Below are 17,703 nucleotides of genomic sequence, written 5' to 3' on the forward strand. Positions count from 1 at the left end.
AAGGCATATCAGCATCATTAACAACACCGAAATGTGCGACGACGTAAAAAGAGTTAAATTATGACTACGCCCCCGTTAGTGCCAAATAGCACCGTTATTAAATATGCTCAACAAGCGCCCAGGTATACCTCTTACCCTACCGCATTAAAGTTTAGCCAGGTTCCTGCTAATGCACTTAACGAAGCGTCGTGGAAATATGGCACAGACGATCTGGCCTTATACATCCACATTCCTTTTTGCGATACGCTATGTTATTACTGCGGCTGCAATAAAACGGTCACCCGACACAACGATAAGGCAGACGATTACCTCAGTTATCTTGAGCAAGAAATGCTACTAAAAAAGCCGCTGTATGATGGTAAGAAGGTGGTATCTTTGCACCTTGGGGGCGGTTCTCCCAGCTTTCTATCCAGTGTGCAACAAACCTACTTAATGTACTTGCTACGCCGACACTTTACGTTTTCCACGCAGACTGAAATGTCGATTGAGCTTGACCCTAGACATACCACAGAAGCCTACTTGTCTTTATTGGCTGAACTTGGATACAACCGCGTCAGTTTTGGTGTGCAAGACACAGACATCGAAGTACAAAAAGCCATTAATAGGGTTCAAAGCACGTCGCATATCGCGAATATGGTACTTGAGGCAAAAAACAAAGGGTTCTCATCGGTTAATATTGATTTAATTTACGGCCTTCCAAAGCAAACCCTTGAAACGTTTAGCAAGACGCTGATGGCAGCAAAAGCGATGCGCCCAGACCGAGTCGCCTTGTTTAGCTACGCTCATCTCCCCGAACGATTCGCGGCACAGCGAAAAATTCCCCACTCCACCCTTCCGTCTGCAGAAATGAAGGCACAGCTCTATCAATTGGCGGTAGATAGTTTTACAGAAGCGGGGTACGACATGATTGGGTTAGATCACTTTGCTAGTCAAAGTGACGAATTAAGCCGCGCCAAAAATAACGGCACATTACATCGTAACTTCCAAGGTTATACCACCCTTGGGCAAGCGGACTCTCTGGGCTTGGGGGTATCAGCAATCAGTACAATTGGTGACGCTTACGTTCAAAATCCCAAAAAAATAAAAGACTATTACCACAAAATAGATAATCAATTGCCGCTTGCGGAAAAAGGTGTGTTGCTGACGAAGGACGATCTCGTTCGAAGAAGCGTCATCATGTCATTAATGTGCAACTTAAGCGTGAATATTAAAGATATAGAAAGCCGATATGCTCTGTGTTTCAACGACTATTTCGAATCAGAGTTAGAGGCGCTGACACCGTTAGCAAAAGATAATCTGGTACACGTTGGGGAGAATGAAATACGTGTACCAGAAGCAGCGCGCATTTATATTCGAGCGGTTTGTGCTCGCTTTGATGCCTATTTAAACAAGCAATATACACTCACTGGTTATTCAAGCGCCATTTAATCCCAATTAATGGCGCAACAGTTTAAACCTTGCCGTGACTTTCATTCCTGGTGCAAGCTTTAGCTTTTCAAAAGAGAGCACGCTGATATGGGTTATCAGTGTTTGCGTGCCTTGGCTGCCAGCCCCATCAATGATCGCCAGTGTAACCGTCACGCTGCTTGCAGATGCATTTTTGGGATGCGCGACATCCACGATTTCACAAGGTAACGCATTTATAATACTGGTTTGCCACTGGTGAGAGTCGGTAAGGGTGTCTATGCTAACTTCGTTGGCAGGTACCGTTAAGCGAACGGTATTACCTGGCGTGGTACTGATAAACAGCGCATCAGGTATCTCAGCGTAAATCCAATGGTTACCTAACTGAACGCGCTTAAATGGGTAGGGAAAGCCCTGATCGTTAGGTATTAGCTGCCCCTCCAACACCGAAAACGTCACGAATTCTTCGCCCTCATCGTTGCTTTCATTTGACGCTGCGTTTCTGTTGATGTGATTAATCACGTCTTTCGTGTTTCCAGAAAAAGCCAACGCGCCCCTATCAATCAATAGAATTTCATCAGTGAAAACGGCCAAGTCATTTAAATCGTGAGACACTAAAATACAGCGCATTTGATTGGCATGACAAAATTGACGAATAAACGCCAACACAGACCGACGTAACCTCCCGTCTAACGCACTGATAGACTCATCGAGTAACAATACATTTGGCGCGTTAAGTAGAGCCCTAGCGAGCGCTACACGCTGAGCTTCACCACCAGAAAGCGTCTGAATAGGTTTATCGAGTAAATGCGCACACTCACAGCCTTTCACAACTTCTTCGAAGTTGACTGTATTATTACCTGCATATTCCTGTGCTAACGCTAAATTACCCCTAACATTGAGATGAGGAAACAACATAGGCTGTTGAAACACAATACCGACTTTTGTTTCTTTTTCAGTTGGTAACGCTAGCTGCCAATTGACAGTAACGTGGGCGTTTTTTTCAAAGCCCGCCAACGCCCGTAATAGCGAACTTTTGCCAGCCCCAGATGGCCCAGTCACACCGACTATAGTGGCGTGTAAAGACAGTTCGGCACGAAGCGAGATGCGCGTACTTAACGAGACGACAAATTCCAACCTAGCCCCCCTTTGCCGCTAAAACGATAGAGTAAAACTAAAAGCGAAAACGAAAAAAGGAGTAGCGCCATGGAAAGTAGATGGGCTTGCTCGTATTCAAGCGCCTCAACCTGTTCGTAAAGTGAAATAGACAATACTTGCGTTTCGCCGGGGATATTCCCGCCAATCATTAATACCACCCCAAATTCACCTATGGTATGGGCGAAACTAAGCCCAAATGCCACCAAAGCTGGCGCTCTACAAAGGGGAAGCACCACCTTTATAAAAGTATGAAAACGATTCAAACCCAAGGATTGTGAAACTTCTAAATAACGGCTATCCAACTGCACAAACCCTCCATAAAGTGGCTGCAAAGCAAAAGGAAAAGAGTAAATAATCGAGCCCAACACCAACCCCTCAAAGCTAAATGCCAGCGTTTCTCCAGTCATGGACACCCACACTTCCCCGACTGGGCTTTGAGGAGAGAAAGCCACCAAAAGATAAAATCCCAAAACCGTAGGCGGCAAAACGAGAGGCAATGAAAATATCGCTAGCACAAACGGTTTAAAGGCACTCTGCCACCGAGATAAACGCCACGCCATTGGCGTCACAATGAGCATAAGCAAAACACTAGTAACAAGTGCCAACTTTAAAGTAAGTGCCACGGCGGCAATGGTAGACTCATCCATGCCCATCATTCGCTTATCGCTCTCTGCACAGGAAGCACTGGTTTATAACCAAGCTCCACCAGCTTTTCTTGGACACCCACAGATAAAACGTAATCCACAAAAGCCTTTACCCTTTCATGCTTGCTTCTGTGGGTGTCTAGCTTTGTGTGGGTGTCCAGCTTTGTGTGGGTGTCCAGCTTTGTGTGGGTGTCCAGCTTTTCCTGCGAGTGAGGTGTTAAAATTGCCAAGCTTTGAACAATTGGGGAATATACGTTGTCTGGCACCAGCACTGAGGGTGCGCTGTTTTTAACTAGGGAATACGCGACCAATGCAGCCCCTACATTTTTAGTAGTAAAAAATTGATAAGTTTGCTGAACGTTCTTACCCATGACTAAGCTAGGTTTAATATCATCCCACAACCCTAGGTTAACTAAAGCCTGCTGCGCCGCTACGCCATAGGGGGCGAGCTTTGGGTTAGCAATAGCTAGACGGTGCTGTTCTAGTAACGTATTTACATTTTCGTCAGTAAGCCCGTTTTCAATGATTGCATGGTCATGCGTTACAAAAGCGAGCCTTCCTTGAGCGTATGGAACGACGTCACTTTCTGAAATTCGACCGGCATCGATTAAAGCTCGAGGCCTTTGCGTGTCCGCAGAGAAAAAAACATCAAAGTTGGCGCCATGAATAATTTGCGCGTACAAGGTGCCGCTCGATGAAATGGTAATAGATAATTTTTCACCCGTCTGATGAGAATACTCATCAACAATATTTTTTAATGGTGCAGCAAAATTTGCGGCGACGGCTAAGCGAATGGTGTCTTCTGCCCACGCGTAGGGACTTCCAATCAAGAGAAACAAAACTGCACTTAATAGACGAAGAGACATCTTAATTTTAGACATCAGTGCTGCCAGAAAGCGTCCAAGGCGCCTCACTATTTTAACCACTTAAGTGCGGCATCATCATCGGAGGCTTTTGGTTTAACCCAAATGGATTCTCCCTGGTTAAGCTCTTTTTTCCATAAAGGAACAGATTGCTTAAGCATATCCATTAAAAAGCTTGCGCCATCGAAGGCGGCTTGCCGATGCGCAGCTGCACATCCAACCCAAACAATTTGTTCGTCGTTGAGCAAGCGCCCCACTCTGTGCACAACCCCTGCACTACGCAAAGAAAACCGGAGACTCGTCTCTTGTACTAACTTTTCCAGCGCCGCCTGAGTCATTTCTGGATAATGTTCTAACTCAATACCCTCTATACGGCCAGATTGATTGTTATCTCTCACCAAGCCAGTAAAGGTCACTATGGCACCCACATTGCCTTTATGATTGGTATCAGCGTCTTTTCTCAATCGTTCAAACAAGGTTTCTTGACTGAAGTCATGAACTTGGATTTCTGCAAACATACTTTAATTACCCCCCCGTCACCGGAGGGAAAAAAGCAACTTCATCCCCATCACAAAGCACCATATCCTTTTCACACAGTTGGTGGTTACAAGCGGTCAGTACACTGGTATCTAGCGCTAATGACCAATTTTCATCGCGCTCTTGGAGTTTAGCCATAACACTCGCCACCGTGGCTTTTTCTTCAACGTCTAGTTCTAAGCTCGGCGTTTTAGTAATTTCTCGTGTTTGAGCGAATGTCTTTATCGTAATTTTCATGCATTATTCACTCGTATTTTGCCAATGACCTGTTTTCCCACCGACTTTTTCAAGTACTTTCACACCTTCAATATGCATGGCGGGGTCAATTGCTTTACACATGTCGAATAAGGTTAATAACGCAATATTTACTCCTGTCAACGCTTCCATCTCCACCCCAGTTTTTCCGCTCAGTTTACAAAAGCACGTGGCTTTTATGCGCCCATTTTCGGGTTCAACCTGAAACCCAATATCCACTTTTGATAATGCGAGCGGATGGCATAGCGGGATCAAGTCAGCGCATCGCTTTGCGCCTTGGATACCAGCAACTCTAGCAACAGCGAAGACATCACCTTTCGCGATTTTAGCGTCGCTAATTTGAGTCAACACAGAAGCATTTGTATAAAGATACCCTTCTGCGGTGGCTTGTCGCACGGTGGTCGCTTTTTCACTCACGTCCACCATATTGGCCTCACCACCCGTATTTAAATGGCTAAAGGTACTCATGACTGTACCAAGTGTTTAACGAAGTTACATGGTTTGAAATCTGCATTTAACTGACTTGAGATTATCTTCTCCCATGCGGTTTTACAGGCCCCCGTAGAGCCGGGTAGGCAAAAAATAACCGTGTCGTTTGCAAACCCCGCGATAGCCCTAGACTGAATCGTCGAGGTGCCTATTTCCTGATAACTGATATGGCGAAATAATTCACCGAACCCTGGTACTTCTTTATCAAAAAGTACACTGATGGCCTCGGGCGTGGAATCTCTGTGTGTAAAGCCTGTGCCACCCGTAATAAGAATGACTTGAATGTTTTTGTTTGCTATCCATTGAGACACTATGGCACGTTGCTGATAGATATCGTCTTTCACTAACGCTCTATCTTCTAATACATGCCCTTCTTGTGAAAGCGCGTTATGCAGATAGTCACCTGACTTATCGGTTTCCAGTGTTCGGGTGTCTGAAATAGTAAGGACGGCGATGTTTAGCGGCTGGCTAACGGAAGACATATAAAATCCTAAATTGCTGTGCGACTATGGCGCTAGTTTGGTAAAGTACGCGCATAATTTTGTTATTGGTTAACACTTTATAAGGGTGCACACCATGAATTCAACAATAATCTTGTCATAACCTATGCCTAAGATGCTTTCAACCACACAAGCCTTGCGCTACAACCGTCATATTGTGCTTCCGCAAGTTGACCTTGATGGACAAGAAAAGCTGGTGAACGCCCACATTGTGATAATAGGCTTAGGCGGCCTAGGCAACGCTGCCGCAAGCAGTTTGTGCGCTAGTGGAGTGGGTAAACTAACGTTGCTAGACTTTGACGACATAGAGCATCATAACCTTCCAAGGCAAACTTTATTCAATGATAAAGACGTAGGCAAGCCAAAAGTGCTAGCGGCAAAAGACAAGCTGGCGCAAATGAACAGTGATTGCCAGATAATGACGGTTGATGCCCCCATTAGCGAGCAGCATCTAGACTTGATAAAGCATGCAGATGTTGTGCTAGATTGCACTGACAACAGCGATGCTCGCAAACTCATCAACAAGCTTTGTTATACCGCCCACACGCCTTTAATTAGTGGCGCCGCCATAAGGTTTGAAGGGCAATTATTTGTTGCATTACCTGGTACGAGTTGCTGCTACAATTGTTTTCAGCGGTTGTTCTCGTCCCCCCAACTAAGTTGTGTTGAAGCGGGCATATTTTCCCCTGTGGTTAATATCATTGGAACATACCAATCCTTGTACGCTATGCAAGTCATCATGGGCGTGGGCGATTTACCGTTAAACACCTTAATGACCTTCGATGGGTTGTCTCATGAATGGCAGAAATGGGCGTTACCAGAAGGCACTCACTGTCATTTATGCAAGTAAACTCCCTGTTATAAAGCAATAATGATCACGAAGAATTAGAACTAAGAAATTGCAAAAATAAGAGGATCAATCATGACTACAGAGGTTGTGAAATCACATCTCGTCGTTGCGCAAAATGCGTCGGGGCGAAACATGAATGTGCCCATTTACCGAATGAAAGGCGCTCGCCCTGGCCCTACCGTTTATATTCAAAGCTCTATCCATGGCGCAGAAGTACAAGGAAATGTGGTTATATATCACCTGATACAGCGTTTAAAAAATATGGATATATGTGGCGAGATTATATTGGTTCCCAACTGCAACCCAATTGGCACCAATATCAAGGCCGGAGAATATACGCTCGGTAGATTCGACCCGGTAAATGGCACAAATTGGAACAGAGGCTATTTTTATGACAAGGGAAGTGTTGAAACCTTTGCTAATACAGTAACCCCTGAAGAGTCCATAGCTGGTATTAAGCAACGCTTTCGTCAACATCTTACAAACGCCATAAACGAGAAATTGGCCGAGCCTTGGGGACTGGGTTTAGCCCAGCAATTAAATCTGAAACTGCAGCAGTTGGCAGTGAATGCAGATTATGTATTAGATTTACATAATGGCCCTGTATCCACCCGTCATATTTATATTCCAGAATACGCAAAGGATAGTGCAGCATTATTTAATATTCCCCATTGCATATTCATTCCTAACATATTTGCCGGCGCACTAGATGAGGCCACGTTTTGCCCTTGGTGGACGCTTCAAGAGCACGTAAAAAGTCGATTAGACAGAGATGTTTCATTTGACGTTGAAGCTTTCACCTTAGAAATGGGTAGTCAGGAAGTCATCAACTTTAGTGAAGGAGCGATTGATGCGGCTAGCATAATCAGCTACCTCAATGCAAAAGGCGCTTTTTATCAATGCGACGTGAAACCCGAAAGCATGCAAAGAATTGGCGTCAACTTACGGGACTATAAAACTTTGTTCACCGATTGGGGGGGAATGGTTGAGTATTTAGCGAAACCAGGCCATGCAATTACAAAAGGTCAACCATTGGCGCAAATTCTCAATATTGATGATTTAGACAACAATAATGGCAGTAAACTGTTAAATGCTCCTTGCGACCTTATCCCCATCCTGCATTTCCCATCCGCATCCGTGTTAAGTGGAACCCAATTGTACAAGGTATTTACCAATTACTACTCAATTACCTAGCAAATAACAGAACCTTGGACACCCACACATTTTAGTGGGTGTCCAACCTTTGAAGTTCACACCTCGAATTTCTTGTATTATTTCAAAATCCATTCCTTTGGACAGTTTCACAGAGCGTTAATATGTCTCACTATCATAAGCCTTATAATTTTGAGCCAGTGCCTACTATGCCTCTTCCACGCAAGCAGCTAATTAATCTCGATAATACAACGTACTACCACTGTATATCACGATGCGTGCGGCGTGCTTATTTATGTGGAAAAGACAGTAGGTCAGGGAAAAGTTATGAACATAGGAAACAGTGGGTAGAGAACCGGAGCCTTACCCTATCCTCTATTTACGCTATTGACGTCTGCGCTTATGCGGTGATGTCTAACCATACCCATTTAGTATTGAACGCGAATAAAGCGCAAGCCCAGTCATGGAGTATAGAAGAAGTACTACATCGCTGGCACCGGTTACATAAAGGCACGTTTCTTACGAGGCAATTTGTGAACAAGTCAAAGAGGAAGCTACTGACTCAGCATCAGCTTGCCACCATTATGGAGACAGTCGAAATCTACCGTAAACGTCTATACGATATAAGTTGGTATATGAGACACCTAAATGAATATATTGCTCGACGTGCAAATAAAGAAGATGATTGCACTGGTCGCTTTTGGGAAGGACGATTTAAATCGCAAGCACTGTTGGACGAGGCGTCACTCTTAGCGTGTATGGCTTATGTTGATTTAAACCCTATGCGAGCTGGCCTAGCTGACAAGCCAGAAGATTCTTTGCATACCAGTATAAGACGCAGGATCCTGGCGGCAAAGGTAGGTAAACAGGCAAAACGACTTGCACCATTCGTAGGTAGTCACTCAAAAAACATCAACCAGGGCATTCCCTTTTCATTAAGAGAATATCTATTACTGGTTGATTATATAGGCAGAAAAAATAGAGATAGTTCACCAATGAACACGCCAGAATATTGTGAGTCCATATTAGAAAGAACGGGGCTTTTGCAAGTCAATTGGTCAGAACTTGTATACGGTATCGAAAATAAATTTGCGTCTAACATAAGTTTACCTATTGCCATACGCAGGCTGGCGTCATAAAAACTCAAGTCCTAATCGGCGAGTATCTACTCTCAAATTAACTATCTCATACTCACTTCTAATGTCACCGTCAGGTAATTGTCCTCTATTTTTCGTAAAACCTCGGAATATCATGTTTACAATACTGTTTTGTACATATGATGATCTGCAGGGTAATGATACCTTCTCGGTTTTCAAAACTTCCCGGTATTGGACAGCCACCTTTTAAACCGGGTGTCTAGATTCAAAGTTTGTGATTTCTAAAGAATTGGACATCCACCAATTTTGGTGGATGTCCAAGTTTGGAAGGAAGGCTATATTGGTGAGCCCGGCGGTAGCGGTTTCACGTTGAATGAGCCAGGCCACTGTTTTGTTTTCCAATAGGTTTCAAAATAGGTATGGAGAATGTCATATTCATCATTGTCCGCTTCATCGTCCAACCATTCATCAAACTCCAGTAGCGCGGTTTCTGCGGCAAGTTTCACTTCAGGCGCCAGAGCGTCACTTGTTACAGTATCCATTATTGCGTTTAGTGCAACCAGTCGAAGTCGTTTTGCCAATGGACTTTGCTCACCTTTATACCAATGCACCGTCAATATTTGCTTAACCAGTAATTCGACACCTACTTTCTTGCGGCGGTCGTTGCTACTCGATACTTGCCACTCCAGTCTATTCAACCGCTCAGGGTGCAAAAGTAACCGTAATGAAAAATCACTAGCCGATGCAGCCGCCGACACAGGGTCTAACATTAATCCCATTTTGCTTTTAAAGTGTTCGCGAGTGATATCACTGCCGTAAGCCGTTGGGGGGATCAGCGCCAACACTGACTCTGGTATTGTAAGGTATTCAGGGGTGGAGGCTTTTATAAGTTGTTGCATTGCACGCTGCTGCACCTGTGGTGCAACAAAAGTTTGACCTTGGGGAGTGGTGTAATCTCCCTTCCTCTCATATTCATACACCAGCCCACCCACTTGTTTAGCAACAGCTTCAAGTTGATATCGATGAAGAAGATAAATGGGAACAAGCGCATTTTCTAATGATGACAAAGGGGCGTTTGCCGGCAACGTGTTTAACCCTAAATTATCTAATGCTAAACGCCTTACCTCCGATATGTGATCGAATGCATCTAAAGGGTCGTCACCATTTTCCCACATATGACCATTGGATGAACCATGGCGTGAACTACGCGTATCTGTATCAGACTTAAACGCCAGCCCTGCATTTCTTCCTTTCACCACAATTTTAGCGAGCCCTTCTTGTTCATCACTGATGCTCGCAAAATCTTGATAGCCATAGGCCACAGCATGCTTATCCCAGCTACCAATACCTTTGTCGTACGCTCCTTCTAAACTTATCTCCCCATTGACTATGGTCAATTTAGGGTGTGGATAATCCATCACAGACGCGCGCTCGTTTTCACTCGCTGCAAAATTGTGGGCAATGCCCAAAGTATGGCCGACTTCATGAGCCGACAGTTGCTTAATTCTATCTAGCGCCATTTCCTGTGCCGCTTGAGTGTCATTGCCATTCCCCTCAAACGGGCTCGTTAAGCCTAGTGCAATTAAATAATCCTGTCGCACGCGCAACGAACCAAGTGTCACGTGCCCCTTAACAATCTCTCCAGTTCGTGGGTCTACTACTGAAGAACCATAAGACCACCCTCGTGTTGCACGATGAACCCAATTAATGACGTTATAGCGAACATCCATTGGATCGGCACCGTCAGGTAAGACTTTCACTTGAAACGCATCTTTATAACCTGCTGCTTCAAATGCTTGATTCCACCAACTAGCGCCTTCTTTCAAAGCGCTCATCACCGGCTCGGGGATACCTGGATCAAGATAATAGACAATAGGCTCAACCGCCTCACTAACCCCCGCATGGGGGTCTTTTTTATGCAGTCGATGTCTGGTAATAAAGCGCTGTTCTGTGGGCTCATTAATGGGGGTGGAGTAGTCGAAAAAACGAAACTTCCAATAGCCAGAATAAGGGTGGTAGTCTCTAGGTTGATAGCCTTCATCAGGTAGCGCAATAAAGGAATGATGTAAGTGTACCGTCATACTTTCTGCATCTGGCGTTACCTGTCGAACATATTCTCCAGGTTTTTTTCCTTTAAACGTAACGAGGGCTTCAAGCTCAGTGTTCAACGCAAATCCTTTCGTCCTCGCCATGTAAACACCACTTCGATTACCATCCACACTATATGTGCCCTGCTTACGGCCGGAGAGTCTATTACCAATCCCATGAATATCGCTTAATAAGAATGGCGTATAATCAATAAGATTAGCCTGCCCGCTTTTGGCTTTTATAACAAAACCTGCAAGCACCGAATCGGCAAATGCTTCATCAATACTTTGCTTCTCGGCCACACTCCCGTGTTCGGCACGATATTGGGTATTCAACTGCTTAAGCAATAGCTTGTTTCCAAAACGTTCAAACCGTATCAAACGTGTCTTACCGAGTTGGCCGCGATCCAGCCCAATATCATTAGAGCCTACACCTTGTGGCAAACTACTTTGAAACAAGTACTCGCTGGCACTGACGTCAACCGCCAAATACACGTTGTCGTTATTTTGATCATAATAGAGTGGAATAAGCCCCTCTTTTTTCACCATACCATCGGTAAACTCTTCAATACTTGGCAGCGCCGCGCTCGCTGAACAGGTAAAAACAATGAGCAATAAAAATAGGGCCACCCAAGGGTAACGCAATGTTGCGCCATCATTTTTTGGCCACTGGGATAAGTGCAACTGCAGCATTAAAGATTTCCTTCTATGTACTTGTATTAATAGTCATAAAGCGAACACGCATTGTTTTCAACGTAACGGGACGAAGGCTACTCTCCAAGCCTTGGAGAGGCCATGCGCTTGATTTATTTGACAATATAAAACAACGAGTTATGTTTTTTATTCTAATTTAACTACCCTACAGCAAGTTGAAACTTTTGCCTATTGTTGTTCACCTTAAAATTGGGGGTTCTAAAGAAAATACTTGAATATCGAACCTGGGTGCTCCCTAATAACGCAAAACGTTTTACACCTTTCAGCATCACAGGTTTTAATCTTGAAATTTGCCACACGAGCTACAGAAATATCGCCATTTTTAGCAATGGCTTACGGAGAAAAAGCAGCCCAATTAGCAGCAACCGGGGCGGATGTGATTCGCCTCAATCTAGGCGAACCTGATTTTGGCGCCCCCACGCCCGTGCTAGACGCCATGAAGGCCTCGCTGGATACGCCAGATTATCCCTACACGTCAGCCCTTGGACTACCCGAACTACGTGAAGCCATTGCCAACTTTTACCACAAAAAGCACGGTTTACATGTTCCATCATCTCGTATTGTGGTAACTGCAGGCGCTTCAGCCGCACTTCTTCTTGCTAGCGCTGCCCTTGTGGAGCCTGGTGATAATGTCATTTTGGGGGACCCTTCTTACCCTTGTAATCGACGTTTTCTCAACGCATTCGGAGCAGACGTTAGCTTGGTGCCAACACGAAGTCAGAATAACTTTCAACTCTCCTGTGAAGATGTTAAGAAACATTGGAAAAGCAATACTAAGGGAGTCTTGATTGCCACGCCAGCGAATCCAACTGGCACCGCTATTTGCCCCGAAGAACTAGCCGCCATAGGCCAGATATGTAAGGAAAACAACGGCTTTTTGATTGTAGATGAAATATATCTCGATTTGGCTCTAACGCCGCCCCATCAACAAGAAAGCGCACAACTTCACTCTGTATTAGCAAACCGCAACCTGCAAGACACCCTTATTGTCATCAATAGCTTTTCTAAGTATTTTGGTATGACAGGCTGGCGCCTTGGATGGAGCGTGGTGCCAAATGCAATGACGCCTATCGTTGAAAAACTCGCACAAAATTTATTTATTTGCCCGTCAACTCTGTCTCAAAAAGCCGCCCTTGCGTGCTTTACACCAGGTGCGTTAGCACAATCAGAAGAAAACAAGAACACACTCAGTGTGCGCGCAAATATAGTATTCAACGCCATTTCAACAATGGGGCTAAGTATTGATGCATACCCAGATGGCGCATTTTATGCCTACATCAATATCAGTAGTACAAAACTGTCAGCCATTGAGTTTTGCGATGAATTATTGGACACCCACCACGTTGCCCTTACCCCTGGCAACGACTTTGGTGAACACAACGCCAGTCAGTACGTGCGTCTCTCCTTCGCCACTGAGGAATCAAGGTTAATTGAAGGTTTAAACCGGCTTGCTCAATTCGTCGCTTCGTGCCGTAAATAGCAGCTCATGGCGTACTACATTGACAAGCTAACAAAGAGACAATACCTGGTTTTAGTCCAACGGTTTCATGAATAGACACCCATTATGGAAAAAAATAATCGTGTCGCTTTCTTGTGCGTATATTGAAAGCACAAATACATTTTCATAAGAAGTCAGGAACGAATCATGAGTAATGAACGGGAATTTGATGTTGTCATATACGGCGCAACAGGCTTTACCGGCAAACTGGTTGCAGAATACTTTCACGCCCAATACAAAGACAATAACCAAGTAAAATGGGCGATTGCTGGGCGTAATGCTGAGAAGCTAGATGACATAAAAGCATCACTAGGCATAAGTGAAAACGTTTCTACCATTGTCGCCGATGGTGGCGACGCTGATGCACTCGATGCCTTAACAAAACGCACCCAAGTGGTATTAACAACGGTGGGGCCATATCAACTATATGGAGAACCATTGCTAAAAGCCTGTGTAGACAACGGGACGGGTTACACGGATTTGTGTGGGGAGCCCGCATGGATGCATCAAATGATTGGCAAATACCAAACTAAGGCAAAAGAAACTGGCGCGAATATCGTATTCTCATGCGGCTTTGATTCAGTACCTTTCGATTTGGGCGTGTTTTATTTACAACAGCATGCACATGCAAAAACCGGCGAGCCCATTGATTATGTAAAAGGCAGAGTACGTAAGATGCAAGGCACATTTTCTGGCGGCACCGCGGCGAGCCTTAAAGCCACTATGGCGGCAGCGCATAAAGACAAGTCCATCATGTCTGCCCTTATCAACCCTTACTCTCTTGCAGACATGAACAATAAAGCGCCACAACCTGACGGCACCAAACCTTACTATGATGAGGAACTTGGCACCTGGGTAGCCCCTTTTATCATGGCAGCAATTAATACCAAAAATGTTCATCGCACTAACTTCTTAAATGACTATGCGTATGGAGATGCGTTTCAATACGACGAAATGATGATGACAGGCCCCGGCGAAAAGGGAGAAGCTATGGCGAAACACGTCGCCAATGATAAATCTTTAGCCAGCGACAAGGGCCCAAAACCCGGTGAAGGACCAAGTAAAGAGGAACGAGAAAATGGGTTTTATGATGTTCTATTTGTAGGCCAAGCCACCAATGGTGACACCCTAGCGGTTTCGGTAAAGGGCGATAAAGATCCCGGATACGGCTCTACATGTAAAATGATATCAGAATCTGCGCTGTGTCTTTGTCAGGATGTCACTTTACCTGGCGGCTTTTATACGCCAGCAGCAGCCCTTGGGCAAAATCTCATTCAGCGGCTAGAAGAAAAAGCCGGCTTAACATTTACCATAGAGTCTGAATAAACTGCAAAAAAGCCACATTCACGCTTTTCGATACAAAAAAGGCCCAATGTTTTCTGCATAACGCACAGTAAACTGGGCCTACTTTGGCGCACTATCAGTATTGATTCATGCTAGCCGGTTTCAATTTAAGCTAAAACCACCTTTAGCGCCTTCACACACGCATCTGTTTCAGCAGGTGTTCCTACACTAATTCGCGACCAAGTGTCGTAACCAGGCCATGTTCTGCCTACCACTTTAATGCCTTGCGCTTTCATCTTTTCTGCAAATTTATCATGTGGCATTCCTGTATCTAGGTAAACAAAATTGCCTTGCGGGTGCTTAGCATAAGGTTGACCTAGGGCTTCGGCTGCACCAATTAATTTATCTCTCTCAATTTTAATGCGCTTACGCATAACATTAAGGTTTTCATGGTCGTCCATACTCGCCATGCCTGCAACAAGCGCTAAATAATTCACGCCCCCCATTCTTAACAGTCTACCCATTGAAGTAGCCTGTTCTGCAGGCATGATTGCGTAACCTAAACGCTGCCCAGCCATGGCATGAATTTTCGAAAAGGTGCGACAAATCACAACGTTATGCCCCTCAGCAACAAGTTTAGATTGCACATTTGCGGGGTATGCGTCTGACATTTCAATATAAGCTTCATCAATAAACACTTGCGCTTTTTTCGACACGCGCTTAGCAAATGCCGTCAGTTTAGCCGCATCTACCATGCTCCCCGTAGGGTTATTTGGGTTACACACGTACACCGCCGTTGTATCTTCTGTTACCGCAGCCTCTATCGCGTCTAAATCAAATGTCATATCGGCAGCTAAAGGAACGTAAGTCACATCTGCGCCCATGAATTCTGCCCCCCGAGGGATCCCTTCATAGGTAGCCATTGACGTAACCAATTTATTACCGTTTTTGGTTATCCAATCTGCATAGCCAAATAAGATGGGTGATGAGCCGTTAGTAATTACGACTTGCTCAGGGAGTACACCTTCCTGCTTTGCAATCTTTTTCGCTAGCACGTCTACAGTGGCGTCGGTATAACGCGCTAAGTTAAGCAATTCGCTTTGCATTGCCTTAGCGGCTTTTTTCGATGGACCAAACGCATTTTCGTTTGACGAAAGCCTAACAAGACCGTCATTCACGTTTGGTGTAGCCGAAGGAAAATGTTCCGTAGGCATACCCGCTGCGTGTAAATCTTTAACGAAAGAATCAACGCTTGAAGTTAACGCAACAGCGCCTGCGCCTAAACCGACCGACTTAAGCCATTGCCTGCGTGAATTGTTCTCGGGTTGGAGGTTTTGATTGTTATGTTGACGCATATTTTTCCCTGCCTTAGAAGTGAACTCAACCTAGACTAGTCGGGAAAAACGAGGCTTGCAAGCGCCAATTTTCGGTAAATCATTGATATAAATGCACTTTAATTGTGCAACGTTGCACCACGCCTTGTAAGCTTATTAAACTATTAGGCATTTTTGCTTCTATTAAGTGCAAGGTAAATCAAACGCTGTTTACCAATGCGGTAAACGCCATTATTTTTCCGATAGTTTTCTCTTCTTTTTTAGAGTAATCCAAGTCTTTCCTATACGAGTAACTACACATAGACGCCAAAATGACCAAAAAGTGAGAAGAGAGGAAACTTATCATGGCGAAGGATCACGGGAATCAAATTAAGAACGAAGAGACCTATGAAGCATTAAGGGATGAGGGCTATAGCAAGGAGAAGTCTGCTCGCATTGCAAACGCTCAAGCCAACAACAGCCAATCGCCTTCCCAAAAGGGAGGAAAGGCAGAAAAATATGAAAAGCGCACGAAAAAGGAACTGTATGAGAGGGCAAAAGAAGTGGGTATCGACGGCCGTTCATCCATGTCGAAAAGTGAGCTGATAGACGCTCTTCGACATCACTAAGCCTGTAGGTACACGGTGTTCTAACGCTCTGCCAAAGCATTATTGCCTAACCGCATAGGTTAGCGGGCAATCTAGGTATTTTAATACACGGTTCACTTCCCGCGGTACGTTTACCTGTGCGGTTTTCTCACTTCCTTGCGCAGTGGCTTCCACGTAGATATCACACTCATCGTAGGCTAACTGTTGTCGAATGAAATAGTCATTCAATTCGTCGAAATGGGCTTCTATCAAGGGCACTACGCCGACAAACACCTCTTTTGCTTCATCTTTGTAAAACCAAGCACCACTCACTTCCTTTTTCAGCGTATAGGCTTGCATCATGTCTAAAGATAAAAATCGAAAACTGGCGGTTACGGGCTGATCAATGCTTTTCATTTATCACTTAAAGCTAATAGGGAACAAGGGTTTAGTATCCCACATACAACAGGCAAGAAAAACCTCGCCTGCCATCAATCCCTTGCTTTCCAAGCATAGCCCCTTGATACACAACTATTGCCCAAACACATAGCCGAATTGTTCAATATCTTTAGCGTACATAGTGTTCACTACCTTGAGCAGTTCATCGTCATAATACTCAGTATAATGTTTTTTCACGCGAGACTTTTGCCCGCTAAACATGTGCCTACATTTACGTAGCAAGGCACGTCGAGGGCTATAAGAGGAATTTTTGTGAGGTAACTGAGCCGCGCCCAATTCTAATTTATTGCAGATAACCGCAAAGGATTCGTGTAAATGTTCAAAGCGTCCAATGTAATCTACGTTCTGGTTCCCATTTGCATCAAAGAGAAAATCGTACTGTGGAATAACATGTCGATAGGCATCACAGAGGGGATCAGGGTCTGGTAAACCTTCAAGGACAAACTCTTTTAATGACATTTTGCGATCTATTTTCTTATGCAGATATTCGGAAACGAGTCTTTGCCAGGGGTTACGTACAAAACCAAAGGTAAAATAGTGCTGATAGGCGTCTTCATCTAGGTGCCCACATGCAACATATTCTTCACTACGCAAGTGCGCTAATCGAGCCGGCCCTTTTGCGGGGTCGTCATTTTTTGTAATCAGTAATTCCTCGCAGTACTTTTCGTTCACTTCAAGTTTTTCTTTAAAAAACTGTTCTACGCTTTGTCCAGCTGTTTTAGGGACATGTACAAATACACATTTGAATTTATGAGAAATCATAAAAAAGAGTTCACCTTTGCTTTTCTTATTATGGCGAGGTCATCCCCTCC

18 protein-coding genes are annotated in these 17,703 nt (G+C 44.5%); 7 read left to right on the top strand and 11 right to left on the bottom strand.

Features of this window, described 5'->3' with window-relative positions:
* The first annotated feature begins 60 nt into the window (after positions 1-60).
* A complete protein-coding gene (hemN, locus tag EP13_RS10890) occupies positions 61-1,428 on the top strand; it encodes an oxygen-independent coproporphyrinogen III oxidase (RefSeq protein ID WP_044057312.1) in 1,368 nt (455 codons plus the stop codon).
* Between the two features lie 6 nt (positions 1,429-1,434).
* Here hemN and EP13_RS10895 read toward each other — a convergent pair whose 3' ends face one another.
* From EP13_RS10895 to moaB, 7 genes are read right to left on the bottom strand one after another with little or no spacing between them, the layout of a single operon-like run.
* Complete coding sequence (locus EP13_RS10895) at positions 1,435-2,541, bottom strand: ATP-binding cassette domain-containing protein (protein WP_052364366.1); 1,107 nt, start codon at positions 2,539-2,541, stop codon at positions 1,435-1,437.
* Positions 2,520-3,218: a molybdate ABC transporter permease subunit gene (gene modB, locus EP13_RS10900; protein ID WP_044057313.1), complete on the bottom strand. Its 699-nt coding sequence runs from the start codon at positions 3,216-3,218 to the stop codon at positions 2,520-2,522. Before modB ends, EP13_RS10895 begins: the two co-directional genes overlap by 22 nt.
* Complete coding sequence (gene modA, locus EP13_RS10905) at positions 3,215-4,087, bottom strand: molybdate ABC transporter substrate-binding protein (protein ID WP_052364367.1); 873 nt, start codon at positions 4,085-4,087, stop codon at positions 3,215-3,217. The genes modB and modA overlap by 4 nt, the downstream gene beginning before the upstream one ends.
* A 32-nt stretch (positions 4,088-4,119) precedes the next feature.
* Positions 4,120-4,587 carry a molybdenum cofactor biosynthesis protein MoaE gene (locus tag EP13_RS10910; protein WP_044057314.1) on the bottom strand — a complete coding sequence of 156 codons (468 nt, stop codon included), beginning with the start codon at positions 4,585-4,587 and terminating at the stop codon, positions 4,120-4,122.
* A gap of 7 nt (positions 4,588-4,594) precedes the next feature.
* Entirely contained in the window at positions 4,595-4,843 is a 249-nt protein-coding gene (locus tag EP13_RS10915; protein WP_044057315.1) for a MoaD/ThiS family protein, read from the bottom strand.
* Between the two features lie 3 nt (positions 4,844-4,846).
* A complete protein-coding gene (moaC, locus tag EP13_RS10920; protein ID WP_044057316.1) occupies positions 4,847-5,329 on the bottom strand; it encodes a cyclic pyranopterin monophosphate synthase MoaC in 483 nt (160 codons plus the stop codon).
* Positions 5,326-5,832 (bottom strand): molybdenum cofactor biosynthesis protein B, encoded by a 507-nt coding sequence (gene moaB, locus EP13_RS10925; RefSeq protein ID WP_044057317.1) that lies wholly within the window; start codon positions 5,830-5,832, stop codon positions 5,326-5,328. Before moaB ends, moaC begins: the two co-directional genes overlap by 4 nt.
* A 124-nt stretch (positions 5,833-5,956) precedes the next feature.
* Here moaB and EP13_RS10930 point away from each other — a divergent pair, with 124 nt between their 5' ends.
* From EP13_RS10930 to EP13_RS10940, 3 genes are all read left to right on the top strand, one after another.
* Complete coding sequence (locus EP13_RS10930; protein WP_044057318.1) at positions 5,957-6,700, top strand: HesA/MoeB/ThiF family protein; 744 nt, start codon at positions 5,957-5,959, stop codon at positions 6,698-6,700.
* Between the two features lie 72 nt (positions 6,701-6,772).
* On the top strand, positions 6,773-7,894 hold the full coding sequence (locus EP13_RS10935; RefSeq protein ID WP_044057319.1) for a M14 family metallopeptidase: 1,122 nt from the start codon (positions 6,773-6,775) through the stop codon (positions 7,892-7,894).
* A gap of 491 nt (positions 7,895-8,385) precedes the next feature.
* Positions 8,386-8,991 carry a transposase gene (locus tag EP13_RS10940; protein ID WP_408605296.1) on the top strand — a complete coding sequence of 202 codons (606 nt, stop codon included), beginning with the start codon at positions 8,386-8,388 and terminating at the stop codon, positions 8,989-8,991.
* Between the two features lie 293 nt (positions 8,992-9,284).
* On the opposite strand, the gene EP13_RS10945 is transcribed toward EP13_RS10940, so the two are convergent.
* Positions 9,285-11,729 (bottom strand): zinc-dependent metalloprotease, encoded by a 2,445-nt coding sequence (locus EP13_RS10945; protein WP_081869493.1) that lies wholly within the window; start codon positions 11,727-11,729, stop codon positions 9,285-9,287.
* Between the two features lie 304 nt (positions 11,730-12,033).
* On the opposite strand from EP13_RS10945, the gene EP13_RS10950 reads away from it, so the two are divergent.
* Entirely contained in the window at positions 12,034-13,230 is a 1,197-nt protein-coding gene (locus EP13_RS10950) for an aminotransferase class I/II-fold pyridoxal phosphate-dependent enzyme (protein ID WP_044058925.1), read from the top strand.
* 165 nt (positions 13,231-13,395) lie between these two features.
* Positions 13,396-14,574 (top strand): saccharopine dehydrogenase family protein, encoded by a 1,179-nt coding sequence (locus EP13_RS10955; protein WP_044057320.1) that lies wholly within the window; start codon positions 13,396-13,398, stop codon positions 14,572-14,574.
* 125 nt (positions 14,575-14,699) lie between these two features.
* Here EP13_RS10955 and EP13_RS10960 read toward each other — a convergent pair whose 3' ends face one another.
* The gene (locus EP13_RS10960; protein WP_044057321.1) at positions 14,700-15,887 is read right to left on the bottom strand and encodes a pyridoxal phosphate-dependent aminotransferase; all 1,188 of its coding nucleotides are present in this window, start codon (positions 15,885-15,887) and stop codon (positions 14,700-14,702) included.
* A 323-nt stretch (positions 15,888-16,210) separates the two neighbouring features.
* On the opposite strand from EP13_RS10960, the gene EP13_RS10965 reads away from it, so the two are divergent.
* Positions 16,211-16,474: a DUF7218 family protein gene (locus EP13_RS10965; RefSeq protein WP_044057322.1), complete on the top strand. Its 264-nt coding sequence runs from the start codon at positions 16,211-16,213 to the stop codon at positions 16,472-16,474.
* Between the two features lie 39 nt (positions 16,475-16,513).
* Here the strand turns inward: EP13_RS10965 and EP13_RS10970 are convergent, their stop codons facing one another.
* Together EP13_RS10970 and EP13_RS10975 are read right to left on the bottom strand one after the other, a co-directional pair.
* On the bottom strand, positions 16,514-16,849 hold the full coding sequence (locus tag EP13_RS10970; RefSeq protein ID WP_044057323.1) for a hypothetical protein: 336 nt from the start codon (positions 16,847-16,849) through the stop codon (positions 16,514-16,516).
* A 114-nt stretch (positions 16,850-16,963) separates the two neighbouring features.
* Positions 16,964-17,653 carry a sulfotransferase family 2 domain-containing protein gene (locus tag EP13_RS10975; protein WP_044057324.1) on the bottom strand — a complete coding sequence of 230 codons (690 nt, stop codon included), beginning with the start codon at positions 17,651-17,653 and terminating at the stop codon, positions 16,964-16,966.
* Between the last annotated feature and the right edge of the window lie 50 nt (positions 17,654-17,703).

The organism is Alteromonas australica (genome assembly GCF_000730385.1).
Classification (GTDB): domain Bacteria; phylum Pseudomonadota; class Gammaproteobacteria; order Enterobacterales; family Alteromonadaceae; genus Alteromonas; species Alteromonas australica.